The following is a 17,579-nucleotide window of genomic DNA, read 5'->3' on the forward strand; positions in this document are numbered from 1 at the left end:
CAGCCATTTGACTCACCACCCCGGTCACGCCACCGCGGTATGATAGGCCCGCCCGCCTCAAGAGCCAGAGCCTCGATGCCCCAGATCACCCACTTCAAGACCCCGTGCCCCGAGCACCTCACCAGCCAGATCCTGCAGATGGTCGTCGATAACCTGAGCGACATCAGCATGGTCGCCATCCCGCCGAGCAACCTGTTGTACAACGTGTACCAGTACGCCATCGGCTATGAAGTGCACCTCTATCTGGAAGCGCTGAACGGCACGAAAGGGATTGCGGTGGAGTTGATCGTCGCGACGGACGTGGATGATCCGGACACGGTGATCGGCTTTCTGCTGTACCTGCCGATCAAGGACGATCCCGAAGCCTGCGGCGTGGCGTACATGGCGGTGCAGGCCGGCCATCGGCGCCAGGGCGTGGCACGCAGGATGCTGCGGGAAATGGTCGGTCGCTACCCGCACGCCGAACTGACTTGCGCGGTGGCCAAGGTGCCGTGGTTCGAGTCGATGGGGTTTCAGGTAGTGGGTGTGCGCGGCACCCAGGTGCTGATGAACACCCGCGATCACCGTTCCGAAGGCTTGATGGGCGTGCTGGACGTGGCGTCGATCTACAGCTCGCTGGAGGTGCGGCAGATTCATACCTACCTGCTGCAAAAACACGGCAAGCGCGCGATGCTCGATGCGGAGAAGCAGCGGGATCGGCATCTGGATCAGTTGACGTACAAGGCCAACGAATTTTTCCGCCAACGCACCAGCGAACACCGGTAACTGTGGGAGCGAGCCTGCTCGCGATGAGGGAGTGTCAGTCGATATCAACTTTGCCAGAAAGACCGCAATCGTCGGAACGCCGCCCGGAGCCGGCTCGCTCCCACAGGGGGTGTTGCGTGGGGTTTCGGAATGCAAAAAAGCCCGGCCAATGCCGGGCTTTTTCTGGTCTTGAATTCGTGCACTTAAAAAAGAGCCTCAACGCTCTTTGATGGGGAGGAAGCAGAGCCCTTGAGGCCCAAGATGCACGTGAAAAAAGCGGCGAGCTTGGTAGGGGTTCAGATCACTCGCCACTTACGCAGCCGCTAGAGTTGAGCAAACAGGCGGCTGCGTACATCCATCGTAGGAACATGGGGTTTAGCGCTCAAGTACCGCTAGTCGCCTCCCTGAATCCCCAGCCCGCTCAAGCCTGTTCCCCCGGCCAGCCGGCGCGGCGCAAGGCGTTGAGCAACGTTTCGGCGTCCAGTCCCGGCACCGCATGGCCATTGCCTTCGGCGGTGTCGGAGGCGAGCAGGGCGTTGATGATCGCTTCCTCCACGGCTTCTGTAGCGGCGAGGAACAACTCGCTGATGTGGTCGTTGTTGACCATGCGCAGGTTGTCGGTGGTCGGCGCCTTCTTGCTTTCATACGCTGCCGCCGGCACGTCGTTGCCCGTGGCAAAGGCAATGAAGATGTCGCCGCTGTGGTCTTCGTTACCGCCACCGGTGCGGGCCAGACCAAGGCTGGCGCGCTGGGCGAGGCGGGTGCATTGATGGGGCAGCAGCGGCGCATCGGTGGCCAGGCAGACGACGATCGAACCCATGCCCGGATGCGGCAACGACGCCTTGAGAAACGGCGAGTCGGCCTGTTCCATGTAGCGTCCGACCGGGTAACCGTCGACACGCAATTCGTTGCGGATGCCGTGGTTGGCCTGGACGATGGCGCCGACGGTCCAGCCGCCCTGGGCACTGTTCAGGCGCCGCGAAGCCGTACCGATGCCGCCCTTGAATTCGTGGCAGATCATGCCGCTGCCGCCGCCGACCGCGCCTTCGGTGACTGGCCCGCCTGTTGCCCTGCGCAGGGCTTCGGCGACGTGCTCGACCTTGACATGGAAACCGTTGATATCGTTGAGCAGGCCGTCGAAGGTTTCCAGCACTACCGGCATGTTCCAGTAGAGCCGTCCGTCGTCGGGTTGCTGCTCACGGTCCAGCACGATCAACGCATCGCGCACCACGCCCAGGCTGTGGGTATTGGTGAAGGCAATCGGGCTGGTCAGCAGCCCGGCTTCGCGGACCCATTCGAGGCCGGTGGCATCACCGTTGCCGTTGAGCACATGGACGCCGGCGAAGCACGGCTGCTGGCTGGTGGAGCCGATGCGCGGTTCGATCACCGTGACGCCGGTGAGCATGTCGCGGCCCTGCGCGGTACGGCCTCGCACGTTGCTGTGGCCAACCCGCACGCCGGGTACGTCGGTGATCGCATTGAGCGGGCCAGGTTGCAGTTGGCCGAACTGGAGGTTCAGGTCGCGGGCACGTGGTTTCATCGTTTCTCTCATCTTCAAATTTATCAGTAATGTTCGAGTTGGACTCGGACCCTGTGGGAGCGAGCCTGCTCGCGAATGCGGTATGCCAGCTAAGGTGATGTCGTCTGACACGCCCTCTTCGCGAGCAGGCTCGCTCCCACATTTGGATTTGCACAGGTCGCAAATCGGTTTCACTGCCCGTTCTTGACCTTGCTCCAGATCCGCGTACGCACCCGTTCGGTGGCCGGCGGCAGCGGCTGCAAGGTAAACAACGTGGCCAAGGCTTCGGCCGACGGATACACCGCCGGGTTGTTGCGCGTCGCCTCAGCCACCAGTGGCGTGGCGCTGCGGTTGCCATTGGGGTAGGACAGGTGATCGCTGACCGGCGCGATGACGTCGGGGCGCATCAGGTAATCGATGAACGCCAGCCCTTGCTCCGGGTGCGGCGCGTCCTTCAGCAACACCAGCGTGTCGAACCACACCGGCGCACCTTCCTTCGGCAGGCTGTAGGCGATCTTCACGCCGTTGTTGGCCTGTTCGGCGTTGGTCTTGGCTTCCAGCATGGCGCCGGACCAGCCCACCGCGACGCAGATGTTGCCGTTGGCCAGGTCGCTGATGAATTTCGACGAGTTGAAGTAGGCGATGTGCGGGCGCAGTTTCAGCAGCAGCGCTTCGGCCTTCTTGTAGTCCTCGGGGTTGGTGCTGTTGGGCGGCAGGCCGAGATAGTGCAGGGCGACCGGCAGCATCTCGGACGGCGAGTCGAGCATCGCCACGCCACACTGACCGAGCTTGGCCAGGTTGGCTTCGTTGAACACCAGCTCCCAGGAATCCACCGGCGCCTTGTCACCCAGCGCGGCGCGAACCTTGTCGATGTTGTAGCCGATGCCGTTGGTGCCCCACAGGTACGGCACGGCGTACTGGTTGCCCGGGTCGTTGTTGGCCAGTTTCGCCAGCAGGTCCGCATCCATGTTCTTGTAGTCCGGCATCTGTGCGTGGGGCAGGGGCGCCAGGGCGCCGGCCTTGATCAGGGTCGGCAGGCTGAAGTTGCTTGCCACCACCACGTCATAGCCGCTGCGGCTGGTCAGCAGTTTGCCTTCCAGCACTTCGGCGCTGTCGAAGGTGTCGTAGACCGGTTCGATTCCGGTGTCACGCTTGAAGTCGTGCAGGGTGGTGGGGCCGATGTAGTCGTACCAGTTGTAGACGTGCACGGTCGGAACTTCGACGGCCATCGCCGACAGCGAAACGCACAGGCACGCGCTCAGTCCGAGATTGATCTGTGGATGGCGACGACTCATGATGCGGCACTCCTGGCCTGCTGCAGGCCGGTGATGAACAGGTGCTTGCAGCGTATCGGCAGGCCGGGGACACACCCATTCCCATCATGGGTTACTCGAAAGGGGTAGAGCGTGGACGCGTTGCTGAAGGAAATGCCGGTGCACCAGGGGCTGGCCCGGGTATTTGGCGCGCTGGGGCAGGACGGTTTCTGGCGTGCGTTGGTGGACACCCTGCGACTGTTGGTGCCGCTGGACAATGCCTTGGTCGCGGTGATGCGGCCGGGGCGGGTGCCGCGCCTGCTGATCGATTTCGACGCCAAGGGCAGCGCCGACGAGCATGAAGAACTGGCCGGCTACAGCGCCGGTATGTACCTGCTCGATCCGTTTTATCAGGCCGCCTGCGCCGGCATCGCCGATGGCTTGCACAGCCTTGATTCACTGGCCCCCGACCAATTCCAGCAGAGCGAGTATTACCTGAGCTACTTCCGCTCGGTGGTGGGCGGTGACGAATTGCAGTTCATGATCAACACCGACGGCGCGGTGCTCGGTTTGTCCCTGGGCCGCGCGACCCGTTTCAGCCTCGAAGAGCAAGGCCGGTTGCTGTGCGTGCGTGACTGGGTGCTCGCCGCGATGCGCCGTCACGTGCAATTAACGCCGGCGGGAGGTCCGGTGGCCGAAGCCGTGGCCGGGGATCTCGCGACGTTGCTGGATCGCTTCGACGCACGCCTGACGGTGCGGGAGATCGAAACCGCGCGATTGATCCTTCAGGGCTTCTCAAGCAAGGCGATTGCCCAGCAGCTGGGCATCTCTCCGGAAACGGTGAAAGTGCATCGACGCAATGTCTATCACAAGCTCAATGTGAACGGGCATGGGGAGTTGTTTGCGCTGGTGTTGCAACCGCGTTGATTTAACACCGACCCCCTGTAGGAGCGAGCCTGCTCGCGATGGCCATTTCCGAGCCACGGACCTGTTACTTTTTACAGTATCGGTCAAACCGAAAAAGGCTCAATCTTTCCTCGATCAGTGCGAAGGATCGACGAAGCCGTGAACTCCAACCACCACGCCACTACCCCAACCCTGTCGGTTATCGATCCACGCGCCTTGGCAATCCGCAGCGTGGGCTATTGCCGGCATCCGGACAGCCCTGAGATTGACTTGCGTATCACCCGGCAACGCTTCGATGCGCCAGGACGGCTTACTGAATCCTGGGATCCACGGCTGTGGGGCACGACACCGAAGGCGAATCTGGCGCAGGTTTACTGTTTGAGCGGTCAGCCGTTGCTGACGGATAGCGTCGATGCCGGGTGGCAGTTGAGCCTGCTGGATCAAACCGGCTTGCCCCGTTCGTTCTGGGACGCGCGAGGCAGTCAGCGTCATACCGACTATGACGATCAACGGCGTCCGGTCGCGGTGACGGAGCAGGGCTATACAGATGCGCCGCGGGTCGTGGAGCGATTGATCCATGGCGGTTCCGCTCCGGTGTTTGCAGCGCACAACCAGTGCGGGCAGAAAATCCGCCATGACGACCCGACCGGCTCGCAGTGCTTCCCCGAACGCGGACTTTTCGGGGCGGTGTTAAGGGAAGAGCGGCGCTTCCTTACCGATCTGGACTTGCCTGACTGGCCTGGTGACCCCGATGCGCGAGACGAACTTTTAGAAGGCCAATCATTCATCACTCGTCACACCTTCAATCCCATTGGCGAGCTTCAGTGTCAGACCGATGCCAAGGGTAATGTCAGGATTTTTGCCTATGACGTGGCGGGCAAACAGAGTGAGGTTTGGCTGCAATGGGCGGGCGCGGGTAAATCGCCTCAACGACTGGTCGGTGCCATCCATTACAACGCCCATGATCAGGTGGAGAGCGAAACCGCCGGCAATGGAGTGGTAACCAGCGCGGTATACGGTGCGGATGACGGTCGGTTGATCAGGTTGGTGGCACAAGTTGGCAATCAGAAAACGCTGCAGGATCTGAACTATCGCTACGACCCGATGGGTAACATCGTCGAGCTTGAAGACAAGTCTCAAGTTGTGACGCATTTCAATAAACAGCAGATCGAGCCGATCAACCGCTACCGGTACGACAGCTTGGATCAACTGGTCGAAGCCCGAGGTTGGGAAGTCAGCCATCCGAGTCATGGCCCGGCGCTCCCGGAACTGCAGCCCACGCCGCTGGACCCTAACCAACGGCGTAGCTACATCCAGCAATTCGAATACGACCGGGCGGGTAACCTGATTACTCGCCACCACAGTGGCGCACCGGGTTTATCGCTGTTCACCTCCGCCCTGAGCAACCGAAGCCTGGCGCAACACAGTGATGGATCCTTGCCGGATGAACCTGAAATAGCATCCCGTTTCGATGCCTGCGGCAACCAGTTGGAACTGCAACGTGGTCAAGCCATGAGTTGGGATACACGTAATCAGTTGAGCCGGGTGACCTTGGTCAACCGCGCAGACGAACCTGACGATTACGAATGCTACCGCTATGACCGCCCCGGCCATCGACTGCGCAAGGTCCATTTCACCCAGACCAATCGCCGAACCCTGCGCACGGAAGTCCGCTATCTCCCCAATCTGGAAATACACCGACAGACCGATGGTGAAGAACATCATGTCATCAGCATCGAAGCCGCGCGCAATAGAGTGCGGGCACTGCATTGGCCCAATGCCGAGCAAAAGGATCAACTGCGCTACCCACTCAGCGATCTCATCGGTTCCAGTACATTAGAGCTGGACGAAGAAGGAGGAGTGCTGACCTGGGAACACTATTATCCCTTTGGCGGTACGGCGTGCTGGGCGGGCAAAAGTGCATGGGTGGCGAAGTACAAAACCTTTCGTTATTCAGGGAAAGAGCGCGATGCGACGGGGCTTTATTATTATGGATATCGGTATTACGCGCCTTGGTTGCAGCGGTGGGTTGCACCTGATCCCGCAGGTGATGTTTCCGGGCCAAACAGATACGTTATGGTGGGGAATAATCCAATAGTTTTTTTTGATCCGAAGGGCTTGGAAAGGAAAAAAAGGGAAGATCAAAATGTTGACCTTGATTCATCCAAGGGAGACCACGCATCCGCTCAAAGTGAAACAAGTCAAAGCGGTTGTGGCAATGAAAGGGCGCCAGTGCTGATACATCAGGTTGCTAAAAGTCATATGAAAAAACCAGCTGGGCCCGAACAAATATTTATTCTCACAAAACGTGATGATAAGTATTCTTTTACTCAAAAAGAAACCGGGGATCACTACGAGATAGACGGTCTGTTCTCGTTTGTAATTCCAGAAAATGATCCTGATAAAGTTTATGTTGGTTTGAAAAATGAGCAATTGGATTCGAAAGGAAAACCCAACAAGAAACGATTTCATCAACCTTTTTTTGTTGAGAGTCACTCATCCTTGCTGGACGGTAAACCTGTTTATTTTGCAGGTGATATTGTAGTTGAAGATGGGGAACTCAAGTTCTGGACTGATGGCAGTGGTCATTATAAGCCAACGACCGAGCATCGTTTAAATAATCTTTCCGATGCGGTTAAGAAGATGCTTTTGGATACTAAGTTTCGTCATTACGATGCACTGGCTAAATCGGAGCTGCAGGAGATGGAGTACTTTTTACGAGCGCCGGAGCTGTCGGACGAAAGTTCGAGCAGCGAAGAAAGCAGTCTGAGTGATGATGACGAAAATCTTAATTATCTTAATGCGCAGCGGAAAAAAAGTTTTAAAAGTGGAAAGGCCTCGGACAAAAAAACCAGAGTGAATGCCAACTGAATTTCAGGCTGCGGGGTTCCCCTGCAACATGGAATCTCCCGCAGAAAGCAGCGTTCAATCCCTGAGCTGAAACACCAACGCCTTCAACCCGCACTCAATATCCGCATCCGGAAACTCCGGCGGATTCTCCAGCCGTTCCTCATACCCCAGGCTTGGCGCTTCGCGCATGACGCCATCAATCAGGAAATCCGCACCGAACGCCGGGTCGTTCATGCAGGCCAGCACCGTGCCCTGTGGCGTGAGCAATTCCGGCAACCGACGCAATACCCGCTGGTAATCCTTGGTCAGCAGAAAACTGCCTTTCTGAAACGACGGCGGGTCAATGATCACCAGATCGTATGGGCCCTTGCCAATCACCTTGCCCCAGGACTTGAACAGGTCATGGCCAAGGAAACTCACCTTGCTCATGTCGTGGCCGTTGAGTCGGTGATTGTCGCGCCCACGGTTCAGGGCCGGGCTGGACATGTCCAGGTTGACCACATGCTCCGCGCCACCCTCGACGGCGGCTACGGAAAACCCGCAGGTGTAGGCGAAGAGGTTCAACACGCGCTTGCCCTCGGCGTTGGCGCGTACCCAATCGCGGCCGTAGCGCATGTCGAGGAACAACCCAGTGTTCTGCTTGCGGCCCAGGTCCACGCGATAGCGCAGGCCACCCTCGGTGATGGTCATGTCCTCGATCACTTCCCCGACCAGCCACTCGGTGGTGCTTTGCAGCAGATAACGATGTTGCAACGCCAGGGTGTGCGCACCGGACTGGGTCCACTCGGCTGACCGGGTGATGTCCATCAGCCGCTGTTTCAGCGCCTCCAGCTGTTCGGCTTCCGGCTCTTTGAACAGCGACACCAGCACCACACCCTGCAACCAGTCAACCGTCAGTTGCTCCAGCCCCGGCCAGCAGCGTCCGCGACCATGGAACAGCCGGCGGGTTTCGGCGGGAGCCGTGGCCAGCGCAGTCAGCAGGTGGTCGTGCAGGGTGGTGAGCGCTTCTGAATTCATCGGGTCGGGTCGGTCGTTTGAGGGGGCGGCATTTTAACCACATTTGCATGCCATGGGCTGACAACTCGGTTTCCTGTAGGAGCGAGCCGGCTCCGGGCGGCGTTCCGACGATGGCGCCGTATCAGTCGCCAACTCTGTCACTGACATACCGCCATCGCGAGCAGGCTCGCTCCCACAGGGGGAGTAAGGGGGGCGTGAGTTATCACGATTAATTTAACTTTACGTGAGGATTTGGCGATCTGTCGGCTTCCATACTCGGCCCCAACGAATAACAACAACCGCCGGGAGCCGATCATGTCGCCGTCATCCGCTTCAACCCATCCACGCTGGCTGCGGCTCACCCATTGGCTGAATGCCCTTGCGGTGCTGGTCATGGTCACCAGCGGCTGGCGCATCTACAACGCCTCCCCGCTGTACGACTTCAGTTTCCCGAAAGGCATCACCCTGGGCGGCTGGCTCGGCGGTGCGTTGCAATGGCATTTCGCGGCGATGTGGTTTCTCGCCATCAACGGCCTCGTCTACCTGGTCGTCAACATTGCCAGCGGCCGTCTCTCTCGGCGCTTTTTCCCGGTGTCACCCAAAGGTGTTGCGCATGATTTATGGTCCGCGTTGCGCGGACGCCTGGGGCACGCCGACCTGAGTCATTACAACCAGGTGCAGCGGCTGGCGTACCTGTTCGTGATGGTCGACATCTCGCTGCTGGTGATCTCCGGGCTGGTGCTGTGGAAGTCCGTGCAGTTCCCGTTGCTGCGCGAATTGCTCGGCGGCTACGACGCTGCGCGGCATGTGCATTTCATTGCCATGGCGCTGTTGATGGCTTTCGTGGCGGTGCATCTGGTGATGGTCGCGCTGGTGCCGAAAACGCTGATCGCCATGATCGTCGGTCACAAGGAGTCCGTATGAAAAAGCCCATCGAAGGTCTGGACGAAGCTTCCATTCTGGCCGACGCCCGCAAGATCATCGCCCCGCAAATCGAGGACCGTTCCCGTCGCTCGTTCCTGCTGCGCGGCCTGACCCTTGGCGGTGTGGCCATGCTGTCCGGTTGCAACATCACCGACAACGACAGCGTCGAAACCGCGTTGTCATCCATGTCGCGGTTCAACGATCGGGTGCAGGGCTGGCTGTTCAACCCCAACGCACTGGCGCCGACCTATCCGGCGTCGATGATCACCCGGCCATTTCCGTTCAATGCCTTTTACGGCATCGACGAAGCGCCGACGGTCGAGGAAGAGAGCTATCGACTTGAGGTCACCGGCCTGGTCGCCGACAAGCGCAGCTGGCGCCTCGAAGAGCTGCGCGCCATGGCGCAGAACGAGCAGATCACCCGGCACATTTGCGTCGAAGGCTGGAGCGCGATCGGCCGTTGGGGCGGTGTGCGCTTCAGCGATTTTCTGAAGCGGGTGGGCGCGGACACCGATGCCAAATACGTCGGTTTCAAATGCGCCGACGATTACTACACCAGCATCGACATGGCCACCGCGCTGCACTCGCAAACCCTGCTGGCGCTGACCTATGACGGTGCCGTGCTGCCACGGGAATACGGCTTCCCGATGAAGCTGCGCATGCCGACCAAGCTCGGCTACAAGAATCCCAAACACATCCAGGCGATTTTCGTCAGCAACACCTACAGCGGCGGCTACTGGGAAGACCAGGGCTACAACTGGTTCGGTGGCAGCTGACAGCGCCCGACACCTTCACACACCCGCAACCTGTGCTCCAAGGAGTTTCATCATGAAAAAGTTGACCACCGTCGTCCTGTCCATGTGCCTCGCCGTAGGTGCCGCCAGCGTGTTCGCCGCCGAGGCGACTCCCTCTAACGGCATGAGCAACGACAGCATGAGCAAGGACTCGATGTCCAAGGACGCCATGAAAAAAGACACGATGAAAAAGGATGCCATGAGCAAGGACACGATGAAAAAAGACGCCATGTCCAAGGATTCGATGAGCAAGGACGGCATGAAAAAAGACGCGATGTCCAAGGACGCCATGAAAAAAGACGCCATGTCGCAGTAACCCCAAACCACACAATCTTCCCTGTGGGAGCGAGCCTGCTCGCGATGGAGTGTCAGTCGATGACAGGTTGACTGGCACACCATCGCGAGCAGGCTCGCTCCCACAGGAATTACGGTTATTCCAGGGTATGACTTGAAGTCATAGCCTCATGACTTTTAATGGTTACAACCCCGCCAACCCCCAGTGTTAAAAAATCGCAAACACAGCTCATCAACAACAAAAAAGAGCGTTTGCACCCATGACTGATTCCCTCCGCCACGTCCTGCGCTCTTCAACCCCCGACCACTGCCACGCGACCTCCACGGTCCGCGTGCGTTTCTGATCACCCAACTCCCTGAAGAGTAACGACTCATGAAAGAACTCGACCTGTACATCGGTGAAGGCTTCGAAGGCCCAGGCGTCAATGCCGCGCACATCAACATCCTGATCGGCCCGCGCAACGGCCCGGCAGGGCAGGCCTTCGCCAACAGCCTGGCGTCGCCGAGCCAGGGCCATTGCCCGTTCATGGTGATCGCCCAGCCGAACATCCCGGTCAAGCCGATGACGCTCTACGTCAACAAAGCCGCGATCGGCAGCGACCTGCACGGCAACGCCACATGGGGCGCGTCCCAGGCCGGTATCGCCAAGGCGGTGCTCGAAGCGCTGCTCGACGGCACCTTGCCGCCGGAAGCCGAAGACGAGTGGGCCATCGTCACCGCGAACTGGGTCAACCCGGCGTGCGACGACCTCGATGCGGTCTACCTGAACAACTACAACGCCTGCCGCACGGCGATCCGTGCCGCGCTGACCGGCAAGCCGGAAACCGCGCAACTGGCGGACGTGGTCAATCACATCAGCAACCCCTTCTACACGCCAAAAGCCTGAGGTCCGCGCCATGCAATACATTCGTTTGGGCAACTCCGGCCTTGAAGTCTCCCGCCTGTGCCTGGGCACCATGAACATGGGCACCCCGGACTGGAAACCGTGGATCTTCGACGAGAAGAAAAGCGAGCCGATCGTCGCGCACGCACTGGACAACGGCGTGAATTTCATCGACCTCGCGGACTTCTATTCCGCCGGCGTCGGCGAGGAAGTGGTGGGGCGCATCGTCAAGCGCCTGGCCCGTCGCGAAGACCTGGTGATCACCACCAAAGTCGGCTACGGCACCCGTAGCGGCATCAACGCCAGCGGCCATTCGCGCAAGCACATCATGGACAGCATCGACGCTTCCCTGAAGCGTCTGAACATGGATTACGTCGATGTGTTCATGCTGCATTACTTCGACGTGAACACCCCGGTCGAAGAAACCATGAGCGCGATGAACGACATCGTGCGTTCCGGCAAGGCCCGTTACATCGGTGTGTCGACCATGCTCACCGGGCAACTGGCGAAGATCCTCATGGCCTGCGAACGCAATGGCTGGGTCAAGCCGATCAACATGCAGCTGCAACTGAACTGCGCCTACCGCGAAGAAGAGCGCGAGATGATTCCGTTCTGCCGCGACCAGGGCCTGGGCGTTTCGGTGTTCAGCCCGCTGGCTCGTGGCCTGCTGACCGGTGACGCGCAGTCGACCCGCAACCAGACCGACTTCTTCACCCAGCAGATGTACAGCGACGAAGCCTCCTTCGAGATCGCCCATTCGGTGCAACGCGTGGCCCGTGCTCGCGGCGTGTCCAACGCGCAGATCGCCCAGGCCTGGGTCGCCAACCATCCGGGTGTGGATTGCATGCTCGTCGGCGCGGACACCACCGAGCAGTTCGACAGTGCCCTGGCGGCGCTGGAGACCAAGCTCGATGCCGAAGAACTGCATGAGCTGGAGCGCAACTACACGCCGTGCGACGTGATCAACGATTACACCGCCGGCAAACGCATCCTGCGTTCGGCCCGTCCGGGTCTGGAACGTTTCAACCTGACTGAGGCGGTGGCATGAGCGCGTTGATCCGTAACGGCAATTTCATCGACGGCCAATGGTCCAGCGGTGGTTCGACCTACCCGGTGTTCAACCCGGCCAATGGCGAGTTGATCACCGACGTACAGAAGGCCGGTGCCGAAGAAACCAACCAGGCCATCGACGCTGCCAACCGCGCGCTCCCGGCCTGGCGCAAATTGACCGCCAAGGAACGCAGCCAGAAGCTCAAGCGCTGGAGCGAGCTGATGCTCAGCAACCAGAAGGATCTGGCCACGTTGCTCAGCCGCGAACAGGGCAAGCCGCTGGCCGAAGCCATGGGCGAAGTGGTGTACGCCGCAAGCTTTCTGGAGTGGTTCGCCGAAGAAGCCAAGCGCGCTTACGGCGATGTGATTCCGAGCCACAAGGCAGATGCGCGGATCATCGTGGTCAAGGAAGCCATCGGCGTGGTCGCGGCGATCACCCCGTGGAACTTCCCGCTGGCCATGGTCACCCGCAAGGTCGGCCCGGCGCTGGCGGCGGGTTGCACGATGATTCTCAAACCGTCCGAAGAAACGCCGTTGTCCGCGTTCGCTTTGGCGGTACTGGCTGAACAGGCGGGCATTCCGGCTGGCGTGTTCAACGTCGTGTCCGGCGATGCCGTGGCGATTGGCGGCGCGCTGCAAGCCTCCGGCATCGTGCGCAAACTGTCGTTCACCGGCTCGACCCGCACCGGCAAGTTGCTGATGCGCCAGGCCGCCGACACCTTGAAAAAGGTCTCGCTGGAATTGGGCGGCAACGCGCCGTTCATTGTGTTCGACGACGCCGATCTGGACGCCGCCGTCAAAGGCGCGATGGCCTCGAAATTCCGCAACACCGGGCAAACTTGCGTGTGCGTGAACCGCTTCTTCATTCAGGACGGTGTCTACGAAGCCTTCACCGGCAAACTCGCCGAAGCCGTCGCTGCGATGCGCGTCGGCAGTGCGCTGGATGGCGAAACCGAACAAGGTCCACTGATCAACACGGCGGCGCTGGCCAAGGTCGAACTGCATGTGAGCGATGCATTGGAGAAGGGTGCCAAGCTGTTGTGCGGCGGTCGTCGTCATGCATTGGGCGGCACGTTCTACGAGCCGACCATCCTTGCCGAAGCCAACAGCGAGATGCTGATCGCCCAGGACGAAACCTTCGGTCCGGTGGCCGCGTGCTTCCGCTTCAAGGACGAAGCCGAGGTGCTGCAAAAAGCCAACGACACGCCGTACGGCTTGTCGGCCTACTTCTACAGCCGCGACATCGGTCGCGTGTGGCGCATGGCCGAAGGCCTGGAAGCGGGCATGGTCGGGATCAACGAGGGGATCATCTCCACGGAAGTGGCGCCATTCGGCGGCATCAAGGAATCGGGCCTCGGTCGCGAGGGTTCCAAATACGGTCTGGAAGACTACCTGGAAATCAAATACCTGCTGATGGGCGGCCTCTAAGCCCCACAGCTTCACCCTGTGGGAGCGAGCCTGCTCGCGATGAGGGCATAACTTTCAACATCTATGTTGACTGACCCTCCGTCATCGCGAGCAGGCTCGCTCCCACAATTGGAAATCAGCGTTATCGGTTTCATTTCTCCGTCTATAACAACAATTGGAGACCTACATGTCTGTTCAACCGGTAAAAATCGACGACCTGCCTATCGGTCGCTTCCACCTTAAAATCGCCGGCCTGACCTTCGGCGCACATTTCACCGACGGCTACATTCTCGGCCTGATCGGTATCGCATTCACCCTGCTGAGCCCGCAAATGCAACTGGATGCATTCTGGCAAGGCCTGATCGGCGCTTCGGCATTGATCGGGCTGTTTCTCGGCAGCCTGTTTTTCGGCTGGATCTCCGACAAGGTCGGGCGGCAGAAAATCTTCCTCGTCAGTTTCGTGCTGATCACTATCGCATCGGTGATGCAGTTCTACGCCGAGACCGCCATGGGCCTGTTTCTTTGCCGGGTGTTGATCGGCATCGGCCTGGGCGGTGACTTCAGCGTCGGCCACGCCATGCTCGCCGAGTTCTCGCCGAAGAAGCATCGCGGCGTATTGCTCGGTTCGTTCAGCGTGATCTGGACCTTCGGCTACGTGGCAGCCACCTTTGTCGGCACCGCGATGCTCAGCCTCGGCGATGATGCCTGGCGCTGGATGCTGGCCTCGTCGGCGATCCCGGCGGCGTTGATTCTGATTGCCCGGATCGGCACCCCGGAGTCGCCGCGCTGGTTGGTCAATCAGGGACGGATTGCCGAGGCGCGTGCGATCGTCAAGAAGCACCTGGGCGACAACGTCGAACTCGACGAAACCCAATCCACTGAAACCCGATCCGGCTACGCGGTGCTGTTCAGCCGTGAATACCGCAAACGCACGGCGTTCAATTGCCTGTTCTTCGTGTGCATCGTGATGCCGTATTTCGCCATCTACACCTTCCTGCCGTCGATCCTGCAGAAAATGGGCCTGGCGGAAGGTTTCGGCACCGAGCTGATGCTGAACATGCTGCTGATCCTCGGCGCGCTGATCGGCATCTGGTGCACGATCAAATTCTCCCGGCGCGGGTTCCTGATCAACTCGTTCATCATCCTCGCGGTCGCGTTGTTCATGCTGGCCGTGTTGCCGAGCAGTGCGGCGTTCCTGATGGTGCTGGTGTTCGGGCTGTTTACCCTGGTGTTGTCGGCGGTGAGTAATCTGGTGGGCGTGTTCCCGGCCGAGAGCTTCCCGACCGAAGTGCGTGCCAGCGGGATCGGCCTGGCCACGGCGGTGAGTCGCCTGGGTTCGGCGGTCAGCACTTTCCTGCTGCCGGTGAGTGTCGCGGGGATTGGCCTGAGCCCGACCATGGGCATCCTGGCGGCAATCCTGGCCATTGGCGCGTTGTTGTCCTGGGCCTGGGCGCCGGAGACCAAGTCGCTGACGTTGAGCCAGGCGTGCAAGGCGCAGAGCCCGGTAGAGGGCGGGGCGCCGGTGGCCGTCAAAGCCGCCGCCACGGTCTAAAAAACTGGCGCAGATCCAAATGTGGGAGCGAGCCTGCTCGCGATGGAGTGTCAGTCGACATCAATGTGGCTGATACACCATCGCGAGCAGGCTCGCTCCCACAGGGGGGCGTGTTTCAGGGGTTGCTGACCAGCCCCAACCAATCCGTGAACAACCGCACCTTCGACAACCCCTGCTTGTCGTTCGCCACATCCAGCCAATAGCCATATGGCCCGAGCACTTCCACCGGGGTGATCGGCACCAGGCTGCCGTTCGCCAGTTCCTTTTCGATCATCTGCCGATCGATCACCGCCAATCCACCGCCCGCCAGCGCGGTGTGAATCACCTGATCCAGGGTGCTGAATTCCAGCCCTTGCCCCGCATCGACATCGTCCCGGCCCATCGCCGCCAGCCAGTTCTCCCAGACCTTCAGGCGTTTGCCGTCATGCAGGATGTGCAGCAGCGGAAACTGCCGCAGGTCCGGCGGCTGGCCATTGACGAACAACTCCGGGCTGGCCACCGCCATGTGCCGTTCCATCACCAGTAACTGGCTGCTGCAATGGCTGGCCGCTTCGAGGCCGAAGCGGATGTGGCAGTCGATTTCCGCCAGGTTGTCGTGGCCGCCCTGGTTGGTCACGCTGAGGCTGATGTCCGGGTAGCGTTGGCAAAAGGCGCGCAAGTGCGCCGACAACCAGCGCGTGGCCCAGGTCGGTGGCGCGACGATGCGCAGGCGCTGGCGCAGGTTGGGCACGCGCACGGCTTGCAGGGCGCGTTCGATGTGGTCGAAGGCGTCGCTCAGTTGCGGGGAGAGGGCCAGACCGGTTTCGGTCAGTGACAGGCCTTGTGGGGTGCGGATGAATAGCGCCACGCCGAGGTAATCTTCGAGCTGCTTGATCTGACGGCTGACCGCGCCTTGGGTGACGTTCAGACCGAGGGCCGCCTGGCTGAAACTGCGATGCCGCGCGACCTCTTCGAAGACGCGCAGCATGTTGAGCGAGGGCAGTTGACGCATGAAAGGGTGACTCCGGACCTGACGCCGAGGAGGGGCAGGTTTACTGTTTTTGGTGAATATTCTGTAGGGCGTATCTGACTCCTGTGTGATGGGCTGATGCAAGTGTTGTTTGGGCTGACGCCATCGCTGGCAAACCAGCTCCCACAGGTTCGGTGATCCCCGTAGGAGCCGGCTTGCCGGCGAAGACGTCCTCATAAACGCTGAAAATCCCGGATCAGAAGTAATACCCGATGTTCATGTACAGCTGATTCTCCCAATGATCGGTGCCCCCAGCCCCCAGGCTCTGGGTGTAGCTGCTGCCACCGATGTACGGGTCATTCTTGCCATACAGCCACTCGGTCGCGATCCACAATTTGCTCAAGGAAAACGACGTGCCGAGGATCAAGCGCTCCGAGGTCTTGAACTCGCTGGCGGATTTGTCGAAGGCGCTGTAGTTGGCGTACAGCTTCACGCCGCTGATCTGGTCGAACAGGTATTTGCCGGCGACGTCGTAGCTCAGGTCCGCCACGTACAGATTGCCGCGACTGGCGACGTTGTAAGTGCCGTCGTAACCACCGAGGGTGACCAGCTCATCCGTGCCGGCGTTGCGCGGTGACATCTGTTGCCGCGCCGCTTGCAGCTGCACGCCCCACGGACCGTTCTTGCCCAGGTAGTGCACGGCCACGGCGTTGCGTCGGCCGTCGTTGTCGGTGTCCTTGTTTTCCAGGGTCGAGGTCAGGCCGGAGAGCCCGACTTCGGATTTCCACGGCCCCAGGTCCAGGGCCTTGGCCACCCGAAGCACGATGGTGTTGCGTTCCTGGTTGTCGCTGCCGTCGCCCACGTAACTGTCCGCCCCGGACACCACGCTGGAGTAGGTCACGCCTTTGCTGGTGCCTTTGCCTTGCCACGCCGGGCGCAGGTAGTAGCCGGCCTGGACGTTCCAGTCGCCGCTTTGCTGGATGTACTTGGCGCCGACCTGTTGCACGTCTTCCAGGCCAATGACGTTGCCCAGGGTTTCATAGAAGGTGCTGCCGAAGTACGGCTGCAAACCGAATGGCACGGTGTTCAGGCCGACCTGCACTTGCTGGTCGGGGTTGAACTTGTAGCCGGCCCAGGCGAATTTGGCGAACTGGATAGCGTCGTGGTGCTTGGTGTACTGGTACGGATAGGACTTGCCGTAGAAACGGTACTGAGCCTCGCCGATCCAGGTGTCGGAATTGTATTTGGCACTGAGGAAAATAGTGTCCAGGCCGAACTCGCGGATGTCACGATCCGGGTCGTAGTCCCAGCGGGCGCGAACGGCGCCGCCGAGGTCGAGGTTGTCGGTCACCTGAACCGCCATGGCCGGGGCCGCGAAGGCACCCAGCAGCGGAATCAAGGCGATGGAACGGATAGCACGAGGGGGAATTGCGCGCACTGTGATACTCCCGATTTTCT

Annotated in this window: 15 protein-coding genes; 10 read left to right on the top strand and 5 right to left on the bottom strand. The window is 60.3% G+C overall.

The genetic code is table 11. The annotated features are described in order from the left end of the window. Positions 1-75: 75 nt before the first annotated feature. On the top strand, positions 76-765 hold the full coding sequence (locus ACF6ZU_RS24775) for a GNAT family N-acetyltransferase (protein WP_392887882.1): 690 nt from the start codon (positions 76-78) through the stop codon (positions 763-765). Positions 766-1,165: 400 nt separating this feature from the next. Here ACF6ZU_RS24775 and ACF6ZU_RS24780 read toward each other — a convergent pair whose 3' ends face one another. Continuing rightward, entirely contained in the window at positions 1,166-2,284 is a 1,119-nt protein-coding gene (locus ACF6ZU_RS24780; protein WP_392887884.1) for a P1 family peptidase, read from the bottom strand. Positions 2,285-2,454: 170 nt separating this feature from the next. After that, positions 2,455-3,558, bottom strand: a complete 1,104-nt coding sequence (locus ACF6ZU_RS24785; protein ID WP_392887886.1) for a polyamine ABC transporter substrate-binding protein — start codon at positions 3,556-3,558, stop codon at positions 2,455-2,457. A 111-nt stretch (positions 3,559-3,669) separates the two neighbouring features. On the opposite strand from ACF6ZU_RS24785, the gene ACF6ZU_RS24790 reads away from it, so the two are divergent. Together ACF6ZU_RS24790 and ACF6ZU_RS24795 are read left to right on the top strand one after the other, a co-directional pair. After that, the gene (locus ACF6ZU_RS24790; protein ID WP_392887888.1) at positions 3,670-4,443 is read left to right on the top strand and encodes a LuxR C-terminal-related transcriptional regulator; all 774 of its coding nucleotides are present in this window, start codon (positions 3,670-3,672) and stop codon (positions 4,441-4,443) included. A gap of 138 nt (positions 4,444-4,581) precedes the next feature. Further along, on the top strand, positions 4,582-7,293 hold the full coding sequence (locus ACF6ZU_RS24795) for an RHS repeat domain-containing protein (protein WP_392887890.1): 2,712 nt from the start codon (positions 4,582-4,584) through the stop codon (positions 7,291-7,293). Between the two features lie 54 nt (positions 7,294-7,347). Here ACF6ZU_RS24795 and ACF6ZU_RS24800 read toward each other — a convergent pair whose 3' ends face one another. Then, positions 7,348-8,289, bottom strand: coding sequence for a class I SAM-dependent methyltransferase (locus ACF6ZU_RS24800; RefSeq protein WP_392887891.1), 942 nt, complete (start codon positions 8,287-8,289; stop codon positions 7,348-7,350). Positions 8,290-8,583: 294 nt separating this feature from the next. Here ACF6ZU_RS24800 and ACF6ZU_RS24805 point away from each other — a divergent pair, with 294 nt between their 5' ends. From ACF6ZU_RS24805 to ACF6ZU_RS24835, 7 genes are all read left to right on the top strand, one after another. Next, positions 8,584-9,192 (top strand): cytochrome b/b6 domain-containing protein, encoded by a 609-nt coding sequence (locus ACF6ZU_RS24805; RefSeq protein WP_392887893.1) that lies wholly within the window; start codon positions 8,584-8,586, stop codon positions 9,190-9,192. Next, entirely contained in the window at positions 9,189-9,968 is a 780-nt protein-coding gene (locus tag ACF6ZU_RS24810; RefSeq protein ID WP_392887895.1) for a molybdopterin-dependent oxidoreductase, read from the top strand. The genes ACF6ZU_RS24805 and ACF6ZU_RS24810 overlap by 4 nt, the downstream gene beginning before the upstream one ends. A gap of 52 nt (positions 9,969-10,020) precedes the next feature. Then, positions 10,021-10,302 carry a pentapeptide MXKDX repeat protein gene (locus ACF6ZU_RS24815; protein ID WP_392887896.1) on the top strand — a complete coding sequence of 94 codons (282 nt, stop codon included), beginning with the start codon at positions 10,021-10,023 and terminating at the stop codon, positions 10,300-10,302. 351 nt (positions 10,303-10,653) lie between these two features. Then, the gene (gene fae / locus ACF6ZU_RS24820; RefSeq protein WP_160107486.1) at positions 10,654-11,166 is read left to right on the top strand and encodes a formaldehyde-activating enzyme; all 513 of its coding nucleotides are present in this window, start codon (positions 10,654-10,656) and stop codon (positions 11,164-11,166) included. Positions 11,167-11,176: 10 nt separating this feature from the next. Then, positions 11,177-12,211, top strand: coding sequence for an aldo/keto reductase (locus ACF6ZU_RS24825; RefSeq protein WP_392887898.1), 1,035 nt, complete (start codon positions 11,177-11,179; stop codon positions 12,209-12,211). After that, complete coding sequence (locus ACF6ZU_RS24830) at positions 12,208-13,641, top strand: NAD-dependent succinate-semialdehyde dehydrogenase (RefSeq protein WP_392887900.1); 1,434 nt, start codon at positions 12,208-12,210, stop codon at positions 13,639-13,641. Before ACF6ZU_RS24825 ends, ACF6ZU_RS24830 begins: the two co-directional genes overlap by 4 nt. Positions 13,642-13,807: 166 nt before the next feature. Further along, a complete protein-coding gene (locus tag ACF6ZU_RS24835; protein ID WP_392887902.1) occupies positions 13,808-15,172 on the top strand; it encodes an MFS transporter in 1,365 nt (454 codons plus the stop codon). Between the two features lie 115 nt (positions 15,173-15,287). Here ACF6ZU_RS24835 and ACF6ZU_RS24840 read toward each other — a convergent pair whose 3' ends face one another. Both ACF6ZU_RS24840 and ACF6ZU_RS24845 read right to left on the bottom strand, forming a co-directional pair. Then, on the bottom strand, positions 15,288-16,163 hold the full coding sequence (locus ACF6ZU_RS24840) for a LysR substrate-binding domain-containing protein (protein ID WP_392887904.1): 876 nt from the start codon (positions 16,161-16,163) through the stop codon (positions 15,288-15,290). Positions 16,164-16,377: 214 nt separating this feature from the next. Beyond that, complete coding sequence (locus ACF6ZU_RS24845) at positions 16,378-17,484, bottom strand: hypothetical protein (protein ID WP_392893913.1); 1,107 nt, start codon at positions 17,482-17,484, stop codon at positions 16,378-16,380. Positions 17,485-17,579 lie beyond the last annotated feature (95 nt).

Origin of the sequence: Pseudomonas migulae (assembly GCF_043225285.1) — a bacterium.
GTDB classification, from domain to species: Bacteria; Pseudomonadota; Gammaproteobacteria; order Pseudomonadales; family Pseudomonadaceae; genus Aquipseudomonas; species Aquipseudomonas migulae_C.

Coding starts and splice junctions, on each gene's coding strand:
- ACF6ZU_RS24810 (WP_392887895.1), top strand. CDS start 9,189: ATGAAAAAGCCCATCGAAGGTCTGGACGAAGCTTCCATTCTGGCCGAC.
- ACF6ZU_RS24805 (WP_392887893.1), top strand. CDS start 8,584: ATGTCGCCGTCATCCGCTTCAACCCATCCACGCTGGCTGCGGCTCACC.
- ACF6ZU_RS24785 (WP_392887886.1), bottom strand. CDS start 3,558: ATGAGTCGTCGCCATCCACAGATCAATCTCGGACTGAGCGCGTGCCTG.
- ACF6ZU_RS24800 (WP_392887891.1), bottom strand. CDS start 8,289: ATGAATTCAGAAGCGCTCACCACCCTGCACGACCACCTGCTGACTGCG.
- ACF6ZU_RS24840 (WP_392887904.1), bottom strand. CDS start 16,163: ATGCGTCAACTGCCCTCGCTCAACATGCTGCGCGTCTTCGAAGAGGTC.
- ACF6ZU_RS24825 (WP_392887898.1), top strand. CDS start 11,177: ATGCAATACATTCGTTTGGGCAACTCCGGCCTTGAAGTCTCCCGCCTG.
- ACF6ZU_RS24835 (WP_392887902.1), top strand. CDS start 13,808: ATGTCTGTTCAACCGGTAAAAATCGACGACCTGCCTATCGGTCGCTTC.
- ACF6ZU_RS24815 (WP_392887896.1), top strand. CDS start 10,021: ATGAAAAAGTTGACCACCGTCGTCCTGTCCATGTGCCTCGCCGTAGGT.
- ACF6ZU_RS24845 (WP_392893913.1), bottom strand. CDS start 17,484: ATGGCGGTTCAGGTGACCGACAACCTCGACCTCGGCGGCGCCGTTCGC.
- ACF6ZU_RS24830 (WP_392887900.1), top strand. CDS start 12,208: ATGAGCGCGTTGATCCGTAACGGCAATTTCATCGACGGCCAATGGTCC.
- ACF6ZU_RS24775 (WP_392887882.1), top strand. CDS start 76: ATGCCCCAGATCACCCACTTCAAGACCCCGTGCCCCGAGCACCTCACC.
- fae (WP_160107486.1), top strand. CDS start 10,654: ATGAAAGAACTCGACCTGTACATCGGTGAAGGCTTCGAAGGCCCAGGC.
- ACF6ZU_RS24780 (WP_392887884.1), bottom strand. CDS start 2,284: ATGAAACCACGTGCCCGCGACCTGAACCTCCAGTTCGGCCAACTGCAA.